This is a genomic window from Allobranchiibius huperziae (genome assembly GCF_013410455.1).
In the GTDB taxonomy this organism is placed as follows: Bacteria; Actinomycetota; Actinomycetes; order Actinomycetales; family Dermatophilaceae; genus Allobranchiibius; species Allobranchiibius huperziae.
In genome coordinates this window covers 1,617,648-1,634,435 of the sequence record NZ_JACCFW010000001.1, presented here as the reverse complement: position 1 = coordinate 1,634,435, position 16,788 = coordinate 1,617,648, and the positions used below count along the sequence as shown (strand labels likewise).

At 70.3% G+C, this 16,788-nt stretch carries 17 protein-coding genes and 1 tRNA gene; 9 read left to right on the top strand and 9 right to left on the bottom strand.

Annotated features, from left to right (window positions below; all coding sequences use genetic code 11):
• Positions 1-7: 7 nt before the first annotated feature.
• Positions 8-1,192, bottom strand: a complete 1,185-nt coding sequence (locus HNR15_RS07785; RefSeq protein WP_179480560.1) for a nucleotide sugar dehydrogenase — start codon at positions 1,190-1,192, stop codon at positions 8-10.
• 67 nt (positions 1,193-1,259) lie between these two features.
• Positions 1,260-2,615, bottom strand: coding sequence for a cryptochrome/photolyase family protein (locus HNR15_RS07780; RefSeq protein WP_179480558.1), 1,356 nt, complete (start codon positions 2,613-2,615; stop codon positions 1,260-1,262).
• A 72-nt stretch (positions 2,616-2,687) separates the two neighbouring features.
• On the opposite strand from HNR15_RS07780, the gene HNR15_RS07775 reads away from it, so the two are divergent.
• The 7 genes from HNR15_RS07775 (at position 2,688) to HNR15_RS07745 (ending at position 9,237) form a co-directional block, all read left to right on the top strand.
• A complete protein-coding gene (locus tag HNR15_RS07775) occupies positions 2,688-4,085 on the top strand; it encodes a WS/DGAT/MGAT family O-acyltransferase (protein ID WP_179480556.1) in 1,398 nt (465 codons plus the stop codon).
• A 191-nt stretch (positions 4,086-4,276) separates the two neighbouring features.
• Positions 4,277-4,675, top strand: coding sequence for an SRPBCC family protein (locus tag HNR15_RS07770; RefSeq protein ID WP_218883596.1), 399 nt, complete (start codon positions 4,277-4,279; stop codon positions 4,673-4,675).
• A 174-nt stretch (positions 4,676-4,849) separates the two neighbouring features.
• A complete protein-coding gene (locus HNR15_RS07765) occupies positions 4,850-6,292 on the top strand; it encodes an APC family permease (protein WP_179480554.1) in 1,443 nt (480 codons plus the stop codon).
• A gap of 57 nt (positions 6,293-6,349) precedes the next feature.
• On the top strand, positions 6,350-7,279 hold the full coding sequence (locus HNR15_RS07760) for a 2-deoxy-5-keto-D-gluconate 6-phosphate aldolase domain-containing protein (RefSeq protein WP_179480552.1): 930 nt from the start codon (positions 6,350-6,352) through the stop codon (positions 7,277-7,279).
• A complete protein-coding gene (locus HNR15_RS07755; RefSeq protein WP_179480550.1) occupies positions 7,276-7,986 on the top strand; it encodes an MBL fold metallo-hydrolase in 711 nt (236 codons plus the stop codon). Before HNR15_RS07760 ends, HNR15_RS07755 begins: the two co-directional genes overlap by 4 nt.
• Before the next feature lie 53 nt (positions 7,987-8,039).
• Complete coding sequence (locus tag HNR15_RS07750; RefSeq protein WP_179480548.1) at positions 8,040-8,621, top strand: dihydrofolate reductase family protein; 582 nt, start codon at positions 8,040-8,042, stop codon at positions 8,619-8,621.
• Between the two features lie 76 nt (positions 8,622-8,697).
• Positions 8,698-9,237 (top strand): P-loop nucleotide/nucleoside kinase family protein, encoded by a 540-nt coding sequence (locus tag HNR15_RS07745; protein WP_179480546.1) that lies wholly within the window; start codon positions 8,698-8,700, stop codon positions 9,235-9,237.
• Between the two features lie 48 nt (positions 9,238-9,285).
• Here the strand turns inward: HNR15_RS07745 and HNR15_RS07740 are convergent, their stop codons facing one another.
• Positions 9,286-10,002 (bottom strand): SDR family NAD(P)-dependent oxidoreductase, encoded by a 717-nt coding sequence (locus tag HNR15_RS07740; protein ID WP_179480544.1) that lies wholly within the window; start codon positions 10,000-10,002, stop codon positions 9,286-9,288.
• A gap of 102 nt (positions 10,003-10,104) precedes the next feature.
• On the opposite strand from HNR15_RS07740, the gene HNR15_RS07735 reads away from it, so the two are divergent.
• On the top strand, positions 10,105-10,950 hold the full coding sequence (locus HNR15_RS07735) for an MmyB family transcriptional regulator (RefSeq protein WP_179480542.1): 846 nt from the start codon (positions 10,105-10,107) through the stop codon (positions 10,948-10,950).
• 89 nt (positions 10,951-11,039) lie between these two features.
• Positions 11,040-11,774 (top strand): alpha-ketoglutarate-dependent dioxygenase AlkB, encoded by a 735-nt coding sequence (locus HNR15_RS07730; protein WP_179480540.1) that lies wholly within the window; start codon positions 11,040-11,042, stop codon positions 11,772-11,774.
• Here the strand turns inward: HNR15_RS07730 and HNR15_RS07725 are convergent.
• The 6 genes from HNR15_RS07725 to HNR15_RS18205 all read right to left on the bottom strand — a co-directional run bounded on the left by HNR15_RS07725 (position 11,766) and on the right by HNR15_RS18205 (position 16,774).
• Positions 11,766-11,839, bottom strand: a tRNA-Pro gene (locus HNR15_RS07725). The genes HNR15_RS07730 and HNR15_RS07725 overlap by 9 nt on opposite strands.
• 93 nt (positions 11,840-11,932) lie before the next feature.
• Entirely contained in the window at positions 11,933-13,414 is a 1,482-nt protein-coding gene (der, locus tag HNR15_RS07720) for a ribosome biogenesis GTPase Der (RefSeq protein WP_179480538.1), read from the bottom strand.
• A gap of 46 nt (positions 13,415-13,460) precedes the next feature.
• The gene (locus HNR15_RS07715) at positions 13,461-14,135 is read right to left on the bottom strand and encodes a 1-acyl-sn-glycerol-3-phosphate acyltransferase (protein WP_179480536.1); all 675 of its coding nucleotides are present in this window, start codon (positions 14,133-14,135) and stop codon (positions 13,461-13,463) included.
• The gene (gene cmk, locus HNR15_RS07710) at positions 14,128-14,817 is read right to left on the bottom strand and encodes a (d)CMP kinase (RefSeq protein ID WP_179480534.1); all 690 of its coding nucleotides are present in this window, start codon (positions 14,815-14,817) and stop codon (positions 14,128-14,130) included. The genes HNR15_RS07715 and cmk overlap by 8 nt, the downstream gene beginning before the upstream one ends.
• Positions 14,814-15,896 (bottom strand): prephenate dehydrogenase, encoded by a 1,083-nt coding sequence (locus HNR15_RS07705; RefSeq protein WP_179480532.1) that lies wholly within the window; start codon positions 15,894-15,896, stop codon positions 14,814-14,816. The genes cmk and HNR15_RS07705 overlap by 4 nt, the downstream gene beginning before the upstream one ends.
• Positions 15,893-16,774 carry a pseudouridine synthase gene (locus tag HNR15_RS18205; RefSeq protein WP_179480530.1) on the bottom strand — a complete coding sequence of 294 codons (882 nt, stop codon included), beginning with the start codon at positions 16,772-16,774 and terminating at the stop codon, positions 15,893-15,895. Before HNR15_RS18205 ends, HNR15_RS07705 begins: the two co-directional genes overlap by 4 nt.
• Positions 16,775-16,788 lie beyond the last annotated feature (14 nt).

Sequence of the window (16,788 nt, the reverse complement as noted above, 5' to 3'; positions counted from 1 at the left end):
AGCTTGCTCAGTCCTCGCCGAACAGGTCGCGCGTGTAGACCTTCGCCCCCGCCGACTGCAGTTCGGGGGTGCGCCGGTTGGCCACGACGACGTCTGCGGTGTCGATGAACTCCTGCAGGTCACGCACGATGCGGGAGCCGAAGAAGGTGTCGCCCTCCAGCTCCGGCTCGTAGACGATCACCTCGACGCCCGTGGCCTTGATGCGCTTCATGATTCCCTGCACGCTGCTGGCCCGGAAGTTGTCCGAACCGGCCTTCATGATGAGCCGGTGGATGCCGACCACGGAGGGGTTACGGCGCAGAATGTCGGTGGCGATGAAGTCCTTGCGGGTCGTGTTGGCCCCGACGATGGCCTCCACCAGCTTCTGGGGGACGTCCCGGTAGTTGGCGAGCAGCTGCTTGGTGTCCTTGGGCAGGCAGTAGCCGCCGTATCCGAAGGACGGATTGTTGTAGTGGCTGCCGATGCGCGGGTCGAGGCTGACGCCCTCGATGATCTGGCGGCTGTCGACGCCGTGGGTGATCGCGAAGGTGTCCAACTCGTTGAAGTAGGCGACCCGCATCGCCAGGAAGGTGTTGGAGAAGAGCTTGATCGACTCGGCCTCCTTGCTGGAGGTCAGCAGCACCGCGATCTCGCCGCCGGACCCGCCGGCGTCCGCGCCCTCCAGAAGCAGCTCGCCGAACTCCTTGGCCTCCTGCGTCTGGGCGCCCACGATGATCCGCGACGGATGCAGGTTGTCGTAGAGAGCGCGACCCTCCCGCAGGAACTCCGGGGAGTGCAGGATCGCCTCCGTGCCGAACTGCTCACGCAGCGCGTGCACGCAGCCCACCGGGATCGTCGACTTGATGACGATCGTCGCGCTGCTCCCGGCGTCGAGCACGTCGCGGATGACGCCCTCCACGCTGGAGGTGTTGAAGTAGTTGGTCTGCGGGTCGTAGTCGGTGGGGGTCGCCACGACCACGAAATCGGCGTCGGCGTACGCCGCTGTCGGATCGGTGGCGAAGGTGAGCCGCAGGTCGGCGTGCGCCAGGAAGTCCTCCAGCTCGGGGTCGCTGATCGGGCTGACACCGGCCTGCAGGCGCTCGATCTTGGACACGTCCAGGTCGACGCCCAGGACGTCGTTGTGCTGCGCGAGCAGCACGGCGTTGGACAGGCCGACATATCCCATGCCGACGACCACGATTCTGCGATTCATGGGGGTCATCCTGCCCGACGCGACCTCGTCCGCCGGACATGCGGCACCGGGCGGCGATCGATCGCGGTCAGCGTGCGGACTCGTAGCGGCGCAGGGCCTCCTTGCGCTCGTCGGCGTGGTCGACGATGCGCTCCGGGTAGCCCTCGGCGTACCCGTCGTCGACGGTCCACGGCTCGTGGGTCGCCTTGCCCTGCAGGTGGCGCAACTCCGGCACCCAGCGGCGCACGTAGGCGCCGTCCGGGTCGAACTTCTGCCCCTGGGTGACCGGGTTGAAGACCCGGAAGTACGGCGAGGCGTCGGTGCCGGTGCCCGCCACCCACTGCCAGCCGTGGTTGTTGGACGCGACGTCGCCGTCGACCAGGTGATCCAGGAAGTGCCGTGCGCCCACCGGCCACCACACGTGCAGATCCTTGGTGAGGAAGCTGGCCGTGATCATCCGCAACCGGTTGTGCATCCACCCGGTCTGCAGCAGCTGGCGCATCCCCGCGTCGACGATCGGATAGCCGGTCTTCCCCGCCTTCCAGGCCTCGATCGCCTCCTTGGGCTCGTCGTACGTCATCCCGGACAGCTGGTCGCGCAGGTCGTGCCAGGAGGAGCGCGGCTGGTGCCAGAGCACGTCGGCGTAGAACTCGCGCCAGGCGATCTCGGTGCGGTAGGTCTGCGCACCGTCGGAGCGTTTGTGGGCCAGGTCGGCGAGCAGCGTGCGCGGGTGCAGCACGCCCAGCTTGAGGTAGGGCGACAGGCGCGAGGTGCCGTCCTTGGCGGGGCGGTCGCGGTCGGTGCCGTAGTGGTCGACCGGGCCGTCGAGGAAGTCCTCCCACCGCTGGTGCGCCGCGTCCTCCCCCACCGCGAAGTCGAGCTCTCCCTCGGCGGCGTCGGCGATCAGTTCGTGCGCGTCGTCGCCGGAGCCGCCGTCGACCCAGTGGATCCGGGACGGGCGCTCCGCCGGAGCCGGCCAGCCGTGGTCCTGCCAGGCACGCGAGAAGGCCGTGAAGACCTTGTACGGAGAGCCGCTGCCGTTGGTGATGACGCCGGGCCCGACGGCGTACGGCGTGCCGGTCTCGGCGAGGGAGATGTCGTCGCCGAGGGCGGCAGTGACCCGTTCGTCGCGCCGCCGCCCGTACGGGGTGGTCTCACGGGAGACGTGCACGGTGTCGGCGTGCTGCTCGCGGGCGACCTGCGCCACCACCTTCGCCGGGTCACCGCGGCGTACGGTCAGCCGGCCGTTGCACTCGGCGTCCAGCGATCGCAACGTCGCGGCGAGCCATCGGCGACGGGAATCGCCGGCTCCGTCCCACAGCGCGGGCTCGATCACGAACAGGGGAACCACCCCCGACGCACCGGCCTGCTCGACGGCGGCGTTGAGTGCCGGGTGGTCGTGCAGTCGCAGGTCGCGGCGGAACCACAGGATGGAAGAGGTCATGGACCCATCCTGCCGGTGCCCGCCGACATCGCGTGCGCAATGATCTGCGTCACACTCCTTGAAAGGTCGCCGATGACGCCCAGTCTCATCGATCCCACGTCGTTGGCGTTCCTCCTGTCGGAGAGCCGCGCGATGCCGATGCACGTCGGAAGCCTGCAGCTGTTCGAGAAGCCGCCGGGGGCGCCGCGCGACCACGCCCGCCGGGTCTATGAGCAGTTGATCGCCGTCGAGGACATCAACCCGCTCTTCCTGAAGCGGCCGACCCGCTCGTGGCGCACGGCGGGTCAGTGGATGTGGGAGCCGGACGCGCAGTTCGACGTCGAGCACCACGTGCGACACAGCGCTCTGCCCAAGCCCGGGCGGGTGCGCGAGCTGCTCGAACTGTGCTCGCGACTGCACGGGACTCCACTGGCGCGCGACCGTCCCCTCTGGGAGGCCCACGTCATCGAGGGGTTGCGGGACGGCCGCTTCGCGATCTATGTCAAGCTGCACCACTCGCTCGTCGACGGCATCGCCGCGAGCCGGCTGCTCATGAACACCCTCAGCACCGATCCGAACGACCCCGAGATCGTGCCCATGTGGGCCGGCCGCCCGCGTCGCGAACGCCCCGCGAAGCAGGAGGAGAGCGGCGACGTCGCCACGCAGCTGCTGCGCACCGTACGGGGTCTGGCGGGTGACGCTGCCGGGATGCCCGGCGCGCTGGCGAGGACCCTCACCCGCGGCGCACGCGACGAGACGTCCCCGGTGTCGATGCGTGCACCCAAGACGATCTTCAACACCACCATCACCGGGTCGCGCCGGTTCGCCGCGCAGAGCTGGCCGTTGGAGCGGTTGGTGGCGATCTCCAAGGCATCGGGGACGACGGTGAACGATGTGGTGCTCGCCATGTGCGGCGGCGCCGTGCGCGGCTACCTGGAGGACCTGGGGGAACTCCCGGACACGTCGCTGGTGGCGATGGTGCCGGTCGGTCTGAACGCCAAGGACTCCCAGTCGGCCTCCTCCGAGGGCGGCAACGCCATCGGGACCATGATGGCCCGACTGGCGACCGATGTCGCCGAGCCGGCGCAGCGTCTGGCGCAGATCCACGCCGGCATGCAGGACGGCAAGCAGGCGCTGTCGCAGATGACCGCCAATCAGATCGTCGCGATGAGCGCGGTCGGGATGACGCCGGCGATGCTGCTGCCCTGGTTCGGACTGCAGGGTGTGGTGCGCCCGCCGTTCAACCTCATCATCAGCAACGTCCCGGGTGCCAGGGAGACCCACTACCTGGGCGGCGCCAAGCTGGTCGGCAGCTACCCGTTGTCCATCCCGATGCAGGGCATGGCGCTCAACATCACCTGCGCCAGCTACGCGGGCAGCATGGAGTTCGGACTGACCGGATGCCGCCGCGCCGTGCCACACCTGCAATGGCTGCTGCGCCACCTGGACGACGAACTGGGCAACCTGGAACGGGCAGCCGGCATCTCCTGACCCTCCGCATGGTGCACGTTCGGGACCGAGCGGGCCCTTACGGTGTTCAGTTGCCTGATCCGCCGGCCGGGAGGGCACCGAGCGGGCCCTTACGGTGTTCAGTTGCCTGATCCGCTGGTCGGGAGGGCACCGAGCGGGCCTTGACGACGCGCGCCGGGACCGGTGTCGCAGCCGGGTGCGATGGTGAGGCCATGCGAAACCCCGCGATGGGCACGGCCCGTCTGAGTGCGACCGGACCGGCGACGGCGGCGCAGGCCTGGGAGCGGTATGCCCGACCCGAACTCTGGTCGACCTGGTCGCCGCAGATCCGCGGCGTCGAGACGGACGTCGAACGGTTGAGCACGGGGGCGACGGGGACGGTCCTCGGTCCGCTGGGAGTGCGCGTCGCGTTCGTCGTGGATTCCTTCGACGAAGCGGGCATGCGGTGGGTGTGGACCGCGCGCGTCGGGCCCATCCGGATGCATCTGGCGCACGGCGTCGACGCCGCGCCGACCGGTTGCAGCACCTGGCTCGAGGCGCGCAGTGCCTGGCCGGTGCTCGCGGCCTACCTGCCGATCGCGCGCTTCGCGTTGCACAAGCTGGTCGCCTGACCGCGCCGTCGCGCCACAGCACTGAGCGGGCGAGGCCGGGGTGGTCCCGGCCGACGCCCGAGCGACGCTCGGCGGCAGCCGAGCCCGTCATCTCGGTACGCGGGCACCTCCCAGTGCCCGCCATCGGTCCGGATATAAGTATTGCTTTCCGAATCGATAAGGGATGTGCGGGCATTGAGCGAGCAACGAGCCGACCTTCTCCGCCGACCGCTCGGCTATTGGAGCGTCGTACTCCTCGGAGTGAACGCCGTGATCGGCGCCGGGATCTTCCTGACCCCCGGAGCCGTGATCGCCGACGCGGGCACCCTGGCGCCTCTGGCGTATGTGATCGCAGCGGTGTTCGCGCTCGTCCTGGCCCTCGTGTTCGCGACGGCGGCGCGCTACGTCCGCACCAACGGCGCGGCGTACGCGTACACGATGGTCGGCATCGGTCGCCGGTCCGCCATCTACGTCGGCGTCACCCACGCGTTCACCGCGGCCATCGCGTGGGGGACGCTCGCGTCGTTCGCGGTGACGACCTTCCTGCAGGTGGTCTTCCCGGACAAGGGATGGTCGAAGGAGACCGGCTTCCTCAGTGTGAAGACGCTCACCTTCGTGCTCTTCATCCTGCTACTGCTGGCCATCAACTACTTCGGCAACCGGGTCATCGCGTGGGCCAACGGCATCTCGACCGTCGGCAAGGTCCTGGCCCTCGTCGTCTTCATCGTCGCCGCCGTCGTCACGGTGCTCGCGACGGGCCGCAACCACTACCACCTGGCGGGCAGCAGCAAGGTGTACGGCGGACCGAGCACCTACTCCATCTTCGGCTTCGTCGACGTGGGCACCGGTGAGTTCGCCAGCGTCGTGCTCGCGGTCATCGCCGCGCTGTACGCCTTCACCGGTTTCGAGTCGATCGCGAACGCCGCCGAGGAGATGGAACAGCCGGATCGGACGCTGCCCCGCGCCGTACCGACGGCCATGGTGATCGTCGCGGTGGCCTATCTGCTCGCGATCACCTCGGGGATGCTCCTGGCGCCGGACAAAATCGCGAACTCCTCCGACACCGTGAAGCTCGCCGCCGCGATCTCCAACGACACGGTGCACACCCTCGTCGTGATCGGCGCCCTCGTGTCGTTGTTCGGGATCAACATCGCCTCGTCGTTCAGCTCGCCGCGGCTCTTCACGGCACTGGCCGAGGACGGCCTCCTGCCGGCGGCGGTCGCCCGCAAGCGCGGCTACGGCGTGCCACTGCTCGCCTTCGGCATCACCGCGGTCCTGGCGATCGCCTTCCCGCTGTCGCTGGGCTACGACACCGCCAATCTGACCGGGCTCGCCGTGATCGCCCGCTTCGTGCAGTTCCTCATCGTCCCGGTGGTGGTCATCCGGTTCGCGCGGAGCCGGAAGGAGCGGTGGGCCTCGATCCGCACGGGCCGGCTGCTCGGCACGGTCGTGCCCGTCGTGGCGATCGTGTTCTCCCTCTTCCTGCTGGTCTCCTTCGATTTCAAGGGTCTCCTCACGTCGTCGGGCGGGAGCCCCAACGTCCTGGCGATCACGCTGCTGGCGATCGCGTTCGTCATCGCGCCGCTCGCGTCGTACCTGGTCGACGCCCGGCGCACCTCCACCCCGATTCGGGACTAGGAGAGCGATGCGGGGAGCAGGATGGTCACACCCCGTCCACCGACAAGGGAGAACACCGTGACCGTCCCCGTAACCCCGGCTCCGACCCATGACGACCCGCTCCTCATCCTGGCCATGGACCATCGCGGCTCGTTCGGGTCCAGTCTCTTCGGCGTCGAGCACGAATCGCCGACCGACGAGCAGGCGCAGGGGATGCGGCGGGCGAAGCAGATCATCTACGCCGGGCTGCGCGATGTGCGTTCGCAGGTGACGGCCGGGCGAGTCGGGGTGCTCGTCGACGAGCAGTACGGCGCGGCGGTGGTCGGTGCCGCGCCGGCCGACGGAGTGGTCCTGGCGATCCCGATCGAGGCGAGCGGGCACGACTGGTTCACGCTCGAGTACGGCGACAAGTGGCTGGACCACGTCCGCGAGGTCGGCCCGGCGTACGCCAAGGTGCTCGTGCGGGACAACCCGTCGTTCGACGCCTCCGACCGCTCACGCCAGCTCGACGCGCTGGCCGAGGTCAGTGGAGCGCTCGCGGACGCGCGCGTGGCGTTCCTCTACGAGCTGCTCGTGCCCGCCACGGACGAGCAGAAGGCATCGGTCGACGGTGATGCGGACCGCTACGACCGTGACATGCGACCCGAACTCGTGACGCGGGTCATCGCCGACAACCAGCAGGCAGGTGTCGCGCCGACGCTGTGGAAGGTCGAGGGCCTGGAGACCGTCGACGCGGCCCGTGCGGTGGCTGCGCAGGCTCGCGCCGGAGGTCACGACGCCGACCTCATCGTGCTCGGCCGGGATGCGCCGCCCGAGCGGCTCGAGCACTGGCTGGACGTCGCGGCGCAGGTCGATGCGTTCGTGGGGTTCGCGATCGGGCGCAGCATCTGGGAGGACACCATCCGCGACTGGACCCGCGGCAGCGTCGACGACGCCGAGGCCTCCGCACGGATCGGTCGCACCTACCTGTCGTACGCGCAGCGGTGGGTGGGAGACATCGCGCGATGAGGATCGACGACGTACGACGGGTCTTCCTCGGCAGCTTCGTGCGGCCGCCCGAAGAGACCGGGACCGGGTCGCCGAAGATCGAAGCCGTCTACGGGTATGCAGTGCCGCACGCCGACGGGCTGCTCCTGCTCGACACGGGGATCGGTGCCGCCGACGAGGAGACGGAGGCGTGGTACCGCCCGCAGCGCGTGCCGCTCCCCCAGGCGATGCGTGATGCCGGGGTCGACATCGACGATGTGCAGTTCGTCGTGAACTGCCACCTGCACTTCGACCACTGTGGCGGCAACCCGGGGCTGGCCGGTCTCCCCGTCTTCACCCAACGCACCGAGCTGGCCACGGCGCGCGGCGGCGACTACACGGTCGGCGAACTCATCGACCATCCCGGCGTGCGTTACGAGGTGCTCGACGGGCGCGCCGAGATCCTGCCCGGCGTGCACGTCGTCCCGACGCCGGGTCACGTCGCCGGCCATCAGTCCGTGATCGTCGAGTGCGACGACGGCTCGATCGTGCTGGCCGGCCAGTCGCACGAGACGGCGTCGCTGTGGAGCGAGGACGCGTTGGCCAGAAGCGGCGCCGACCTCGGTCATGCGCCGCCGCTGCCCGTCGCACCCGACTGGGTCGACACCCTGCTCGCTTTCGACCCGCGCCGGGTGGCCTTCGCCCACGATGCCGCGATCTGGGTACCGGACGGGTCTCCCCGGCGATAAGTTCCGAAGCGGCACCGACTCGCACCCGTCGACCCAGTACGAGGGAGCAGCTCATGACCGCGACCTACACCTTCGACATCTACATGAGCCTGGACGGCTACGGCTCCTACGGCCCGCCCGGCGACTGGGGAGGCTACTGGGGCAAGCAGGGCCCTGAGTTTCTGGACCGTCGCCTCGCCCTGTACGGCGAGAATCAGCGAATGGTGTTCGGAGCCAATACTTTCCAGCAGTTCATGCAGATGCTCAGCGCACCGACCGAGGAGTCGGGGATCCTCGATCCATGGGTCGCCCGGATGCGCGATCTGCCCACGACCGTCGTGTCCTCCACGCTGAAGGGACCCTTCGACTGGCCGGACGCCACCGTCCTGTCCGGGGATGCGGTCGCCTCCATCACCGAGCTCAAGGAGCAGTCGGACATCCCCCTGCGGTCGCACGGCAGCCTGTCGCTCAACAAGGCGTTGATGGCAGCCGGCCTGGTCGACTTCGTGCACGTCTCGGTCTTCCCGGTGATTACCGGGAAGACCGGCACCGATCCCATCTTCGGCGGCGCGGCCGACTTCGACCTCGAGCTGGTGCAGAGCAGGACGTTCGACGGCCGCACCCAGGAGCTCATCTACCGCCCACACCTGCATTGACCCAGCGGGTGCAGGACGACGGCAGTCTCGTTGCCGGTGCGGGCGGCCGCAGTCGTCAGCATGGACCGAGGTGGCGATGAGACAGCCGCCGACCCTGTTCCTGACCGTGGGGCTTCCGGGCACCGGGAAGACCACCGCCGCGCGGCGCATCGAGGTGGAACGCGGGGCCCTGCGCCTCACCAAGGACGAATGGGTCAAAGCCCTTTACGGCCAGGACAATCCGCCGTCGGCGCAGGACGTGATCGAGGGACGGCTCATCGAGGTCGGGCTGCGTGCGCTCGAACTGGGCATCGACGTCGTGATCGACTTCGGCCTCTGGAGTCGGGACGAGCGCTCCGCGCTGCGGCGCGCCGGGGCGGACCGGGGCGCGACCGTCGAGCTGATCTACCTCGCACTGCCGCAGGACGAGCAGTTCAGGCGACTCGACCGGCGGCAGTCGGACGCGCCCCACACGACCTGGCCGATATCGAGACAGGAGCTCACCCGGTGGGCCGACGCCTTCGAGACCCCGACGCAGGGCGAGCTGGACGGCACTGAACCCGTCGGACCCCCACCGCAGGGATGCACGACGTGGGAGGAGTGGCGCCGTCGTCGGTGGCCGCCGATCCGCGCGTGACGGCCGAGCGCACCCGTGCTGGCGCTGCGACTCGCTACGACCGCCACGTCACCACCGGAGTTCGCCCGCGTCCTCGAAGAAGGCTCCGGTCGGGCCGTCGGACCCCACGCTCGCCAGTTCGGCCACCACGCGCGCGCTCTGGGCGGCAGGTCGTCCGGGGTGACTGCCCGGGTCACCCCCGCCGAGCTCGGTGGCGGTGATGCCGGGCTCCACGGCATTGACCTTGATGCCGGGGTGCGCGCGGGCGTACTGCACGGTGAGCATCGAGACCGCGGCCTTGCTCGCGCCGTACACGACGGAGACGAAGTGGGAGGCCGGCCGGGACGGCTCGTGCGTGGCCCAGAACGACCCCAACGCGCTGGAGACGTTCACGATGACGGGGTTCCTCGACGTCGCGAGCAGAGGGAGGGCGGCCTCGGTGACCCGGACGACGCCGACGGCGTTGGTGTCGAAGACCTCCAGGACGCTGGGTCCGTCGAGTGCCTCGGTCTGACTCGCACCCCCGGTGCGCTTGGCGATGCCCGCATTGTTGACGACCACATCGAGTCCGGTCCCCGAACCGGCGATGGTCGCCATCGCGGCTGAGACGGATCGGTCGTCGGTGACGTCGAGCTGCACGAACCGGCCGCCCACCTCCTCTGCCGCGGCGGCTCCCCGGGTCTCGTCGCGCGAGCCCAGCCAGACGGTGTGCCCCGCCTCGACGAGCAGACGAGCGGTCTCCTTGCCGAGGCCCTTGTTGGCCCCGGTGATCAATGTGGTGGTCATGCGCCCATGCTTGCCTGCGACGAGTGCGCCAGGCAGTCGTCCGGTCTTCGTAGGACTGACAGGGCCAGGACACCTGTATGCCGATGGGTCACCATGGGGAACGTGCAGCAGTCGCAGTTCGGCCGTGCGGTGCGAGGGTGGCGCGAGCGGGTCGGTCCCGAGGACGTCGGCCTGCGACGGGGTGGTCACCGACGGGCGGCGGGCCTGCGTCGCGAGGAGTTGGCCGGGCTCGCCGGCATCTCGGTCGACTACCTCACCCGTCTGGAACAGGGTCGAGCCACCTCGCCGTCCCCGCAGGTCGTCGAGGCGCTCGCCCGCAGCCTGCGGCTGGCCGACGCCGAGCGGGAGCTGCTCTTCCACCTCACGGGGCTCTCCGCGCCGGGCCCGGGCCTCGTTCCGACCCGCATCACCGCCAGCGTGCAACGCCTCCTGGACCGGCTCGAAGGCGTGCCGCTGGTCGTGTACGACGCAGCATGGAACCTGCTGGTCGCCAACGCGGCGTACGACGCCCTGATGGGTGAGACCTCCGTCCTGCGCGGCGACGAACGCAACGGGGTGTGGCGCAACGTCATGGGCAGCGGATCGCGCACCGTGCAGACGGCCGTGCAGCACGAGGCACAGGTCGCGCGGTTGGTCGCCGATCTACGGATGACGGCGACGCGATACCCGGCCGACGCCGGGGTACGACGGCTCGTCAGTCGGCTGCGTGCCGCCAGCCCCCGGTTCGTCGAGCTGTGGGATGCCGCCCCCGCGCCGGCAGCCCCGGCACAGTCGCGCGACAAGGTCATCGAGCACCCCGCCGTCGGCCGCATCGCGCTCACCTGCGACACCCTCGTCGTCGCGGGCGACGACCTACGGGTGATGGTCTACACGGCCGAGCCCGGCACACAGGACGCCGAGTTGCTCCAGCTCGCGATCGTGCTGGGCACCCAGGCCCTGGTCGACTAGCAGCTCATGCGGGCATCCATCGAACTCTCCTGTCGGTGGTAGGGACCATCATCAGGACAGGTGGACCGCCCCGGTGAAGGGAGCACGACGTGGCCGACGACGCGCTGTTCGATCTCCCGACGCCCGCGGGTGCCGACCTGGACGTGACCACCGACCTGCACCTCACCGGCGGCCTACGGGTGGCCGTCGACCACACCTTCGGCACCGCCGAACGCATCCCGCTCGACGACACATCCTGGGTCGACCACGTGCACGGCTGGCTCGCGGGCGATCAGGCCCTGATGGACATGCTGATGGCCGAAGCCGAATGGGAGCAGCGCTCGCGGTGGATGTACACCCGTGAGGTCACGGAGCCCCGCCTCACGGCCGAGTACCCGGTCATCGCGCAGGCACCGCATCCGGTGCTGCACTACCTCGCGGCGGCACTGACCGCCCACTACGGGCGATCCTTCACGCACTTGTGGATGAACTGGTACCGCGACCACAACGACGGCACCGGCTGGCACGCCGACCGGCCCGCCGATCGGCAGGCCGAAGCCGTGATCCCGGTGCTCAGCCTGGGCGCGAGTCGCCGGTTCCTCATCCGACCGGAGGTCGGCGGGAAGTCGAGGACCATCCTCACCCACGGTGGCGATCTGGTCGTGATGGGCGGACGCACGCAGCGGGACTACCGGCACAGCGTCCCCCAGCAGAAGCCGGCCGCCGGACCCCGGCTGAGCCTGAATTTCTCCATCGACCCGCCCCGCCGCTCCCGACGCGACGCGACGCGACATGACAACGGCTCTGGCCCGCGCGAGCAGGCCAGAGCCGATCTGTCGGGATGACAGGATTTGAACCTGCGACCCCTTGACCCCCAGTCAAGTGCGCTACCAAGCTGCGCCACATCCCGTTGTGAAATTGTCGAACCGTTGCCCCGGAGGGCGAGCGAAACGATATCCCACCGGCCTCGCTGCGGCCCAATCGACCGCAGCGGGAGCCAGGTTCAGCGCTTGCGCTTCTCCCGTACCCGCACCGACAGCTCGATCGGGGTGCCCTCGAAGCCGAACTCCTCGCGCAGGCGGCGTTCGAGGAAGCGTCGGTAGCCGGCCTCGATGAAGCCGCTGGCGAAGACCACGAACCGCGGCGGACGCGTGGAAGCCTGCGTCGCGAAGAGGATTCGCGGCTGCTTGCCGCTGCGGACCGGGTGCGGATGGCTCGAGGCCACCTCGCCGAGGAAGGCGTTGAGGCGGCCGGTCGGCACGCGGTAGTCCCAGGACGCCAGAGCGGTCTCCAGGGCGGGGACCAGCCGGTCGGTGTGCCGGCCGGTCATCGCCGAGATGTTGACCCGCGGCGCCCAGGTGATCTGCACCAGCTCGCGCTCGATCTCGCGCTCCAGGTAGTAGCGGCGCTCCTCGTCCAGCAGGTCCCACTTGTTGTACGCGACGACCAGCGCGCGGCCGGCGTCGACGATCTGCTGCACGACGCGGATGTCCTGCTCGGCGATGGACTCCTCTGCGTCGATCAGGACGACCGCCACCTCGGCCTTCTCGATGGCCGTCTGTGTGCGCAGCGACGAGTAGAAGTCGGCCCCGCGGGTCTGGTGCACCCGCCGGCGGATACCCGCGGTGTCGACGAATCGCCATACCTTGCCGCCGAGTTCGATCATCTCGTCGACGGGGTCGCGCGTCGTGCCCGCGACGTTGTCGACGACGACGCGCTCCTCCCCCGCGAGCTTGTTGAGCAGCGAGGACTTGCCCACGTTCGGTCGGCCGACGAGCGCGATGCGCCGAGGCCCGCCGCGCGGGTAGGCGCCGTTGACGTTGCTCTCGTCCGGCAGCACCGCGAGGACGGCATCGAGAGCGTCACCGGTGCCGCGGCCGTGCATCGCCGAGACGGGGTAGGGCTGACCCAGCCCGAGCGACCACAGCATCGCCGCGTCCGCCTCGGTGCGGTTGTCGTCGACCTTGTTGGCGATGAGGACGACCGGCTTGCCGGACTTGCGCAGCAGCTTCACCACGGCCTCGTCGGTGTCGGTGGCGCCCACGGTCGCGTCGACCACGAAGAGCACGGCGTCGGCGAGCTCCACGGCCACCTCGGCCTGCTCGGCGACCCGCAGGTGGATACCGGTGGCGTCGACCTCCCAGCCGCCGGTGTCGACGAGGGTGAAATCACGACCGGTCCACTCGGCGTCGTACGCGACGCGGTCCCGGGTCACCCCGGGGACGTCCTCGACGACGGCCTCACGGCGCCCCAGGATCCGGTTGACCAGCGTGGACTTGCCGACGTTGGGACGCCCGACGACGGCGACCACCGGACGCGCCTCGGCGGCCTCGTCACCGTCGCGTCCAGCCCCTGCTCCACTGAGCAGCGCACGGTCCTCGTCGCTGAGGTCGAAATCGTCCAACCCGACACGCAGCGCACGCTCCACCGACGTGTCGTCGTCGGGGAGGTCGCTGTCGGGCAGGGCACGTGCGTCGTCGGTCATGGACACCATTGTCTCAGCCGGAAAGGGATGCCCGGCGCACACGTGATCAGGCGGCGTCCCGCTCCCCCACCGGCAGAGTCATCCCCGTCTCGGCCAGCGACTCCAGCACATGGGTCGCGAGCCGCTCGCGGATCAGCGCGGTGGCGAGCCGCAGTCGTTCGCGGCCGGTGACGTCCGGATCTGTCTCGACATGGAACGGCTCCCCGAAGACCACCCGCACCCGGGCCCGCGGCAGCGGCCAGGAGTCCTTCGTGCCTCCCGCACGCCAGGTGCCGAGGGTCGCCACCGGTATGACGGGTGCTCCCGACTGCAGCGCCAACCATGCCGCGCCCTGCTGCGCGTCGCGCACGGACCCCGAGCCGCGGGTGCCCTCGGGGAAGACCCCGAGCGCGCCGCCCTGGCCGAGTAGATCCTTCGCGGCGGCCAGCGCCACCCGGTCACCGGTGTTCTGCCGGATCGGGATCTGACCGGTGCGGCTCAGCACCGCTCCCCACGCGGAGGTGAAGTAGGTGTGCTTGACCAGGAACCGCACGGTCCGGGGCGACAGGCAGAAGATGACCGGTCCGTCCAGGAAGCCGGTGTGGTTGGAGACCACGATCACCGAGCCGGTCCGGGGCATCCGCCCCGGATGCACGGCGCTCGCGCTGTAGACGACCCGCACCAGCGCGGCGCCGAAGAGGCGGCCGGCGTTCGCCAGGGGCGCTGCCCGTAGCTCAGTCACGGCCCCGTCCTTCATCCACCACGGCCAGCACCGCCTTGACCGAGCCGTCGAAGTCCAGGTGCGAGGTGTCGACGGTCACGACGCCGTCCGCGGCCGTCATGAACGAGGCCACCGCCGAGTCCCGCCGATCGCGATCGACCACCTGGGCCCTCGTCGCTGCCGCGGTCGAGGCCAGCTCGCCCGCGCGCCGCGCGATCCGGGCCTCCTCGCTCGCGGTCATCAGGATCCGCACCGTGGCGTCCGGCGCCACGACGGTCGTGATGTCACGCCCCTCGGCGACCACGCCGCCGGTCTCAGCGGCTACTCGCGCCATCAGCTCGCGCTGCCGCCGGATCAGCTGCTCGCGCACGCCCAGGTTGGTGGCGACGTCGGAGACGGCGGCGGACACGGACGGCGTACGGATCGCGGCCGCGATATCGCGGTCGCCCACCTGCACGGTCGGCGCGGCAGGATCGGTGCCCATCGCGAGCGGGAACGTCTGCGCCTCACGCGCAACCGCCGAGCGGTCGTGCAGGTCGATGCCACGATCCACACACCACCAGGTCAGCGCCCGGTACATCGCCCCCGTGTCCAGGTAACCGATCCCCAGAGCCGTGGCGACCGCCTTGGAGACGCTCGACTTGCCCGTCCCGGACGGACCGTCGATCGCGACGATCAACAGACCGTCTTCAGCCAAGCTCATTCGTGGACCTTCCAGCCTTTGTTTCCCAGCTGCGTCATCAACCGATCCACGGCCGACGGCAGCACCGACAGTTCCGCGATGCCGAGCGGGGCGCCGACACCGTGTTCGAGGCGCAGGTCCTCCAGGTTGACGCCCGCGTCCCCCACGTCCTGGAACAGCCGGCCGAGCGCGCCCGGCTCGTCCGGCACGAGGACGACGACGGTGGCGTACGCCGTCGGCGCGGCACCGTGCTTGCCCGGGATCCGGGCGTGCCCCAGCTGGCCGTCCCCGATGGCCCGGGCGACCACGCCGCGCGCGCCGTCGCCGTCCTGCGCGGCGATCGACGCCAAGGCGCCGGCGACCGCGTCGAGATCCTGCGCGACATCGCGCAGGACGGGTGCGAGCACCTCGGCGTTGCCCGCGAGAATCTGGGTCCACAGCAGCGGGTCGCTCGCGGCGATCCGTGTGACGTCGCGAATTCCCTGCCCTGCCAGGGCGACTGCCTCGTCCGGCAGCTCGCGCAGCCGGCCGGCGACCAGGCTCGCCGCGACCTGCGGCAGGTGCGAGACGTACGCGACGGCCCGGTCGTGAGCGTCCGCGCCCATCGTCACGACCGCGGCCCCGGTCGACCGGGCGAGTTCGCTCACCCGGTCCGCCGCCCCGGCCTCGCTGCCCTCGTGGGGGCACACCACCCAGGTGCGGCCCTCGAAGAGATCGGCCTGCGCGGCGACCGCGCCGGAGCGCTCGCGCCCCGCCATCGGGTGCGAGCCGACGTAGCGGCCCAGGTCGGACGCGGCGGCCGACGCGCGCACCTGCGCCAGCACCGTCGACTTCACCGACGCGACGTCGGTCACGATGGCGCGCGGCCATCGGATGAGTGCGTCGAGGACGACGGTTGCCGCGACGTCCGGCGGCGCCGCCACCACGACGACGGCGGGGTCGTCGGGCTCGCGCGCCGCGCCGGCGCCGAGATCGGCGGCCAACGCGACCGCCGTCGGGGACGGGTCGTACAGGGTCACCTCGACCCCCTCGCGCGACAACGCGAGGCCGAGCGACGTCCCGATCAGCCCCGCGCCCACGACGTGGACGGGCGAGCTCACAACCCGGCTGCCTTGTAGAGCCCGGCGATCTCTCGGCTCGAGAGGGGACGCAGCTTGCCCGGGCGCAGCTCGCCGAGCTGCACCGGACCGACGTCGGTGCGCACCAGGGACTCGACCGGGTGCCCGGCCTCCTCCAGTAAGCGACGCACGATGTGGTTGCGGCCCTCGTGCAGCACGACCTCGACCATCGCCCAGCCCGGCCGGGAGTCCACGACCCTGAAGGAGTCCACCTTGACCATGCCGTCCTCCAGCTCCACGCCCTCGCGCAGCTGGCGGCCGAGCGCGCGCGGCACGGGGCCGGGCACGACCGCGACGTAGGTCTTGGTCACGCCGTACGACGGGTGCTGCAGTCGGTTGGCGAGCTCACCGTCGTTGGTCAGCAGCAGCAGCCCCTCGGTGTCGACGTCGAGGCGCCCGACGTGGAAGAGCCGCTCCTTGCGCCCCTCGAGGTACTCCCCGACCGAGGGTCGACCGAGCTCGTCGTTCATCGTGGAGATGACGCCGGTGGGCTTGTTGAACGCCAGGTAGACCTTGCTGGAGTCCAGCTGCACCCGCTCGCCGTCCACGTGGATGATCTGGCGGTCCGGATCGACCCGGATGCCCAGCTCGGTGACCCGGTGTCCGTCGACCTCTACCCGGCCGGCGGCGATCAACTCCTCGCAGACCCGGCGGCTGCCGACGCCCGCGGTGGCCAGCACCTTCTGCAGGCGTTCACCGCTCGGAACGTGTTGATCGACGGGGGTCTTCGGCTTCTCGCGCGGCGGCGTGACCTGCCGGGCGGGTCGCTTGGCGGTGCGGCCGGGTGAGGGACGGCCCTTGCGATGCGACGATCCGCCGCTCTTGCCGGCGTCGGAGGAGGAACTTCGTGGGGTGCTCATGCGGGGTCCTCGCG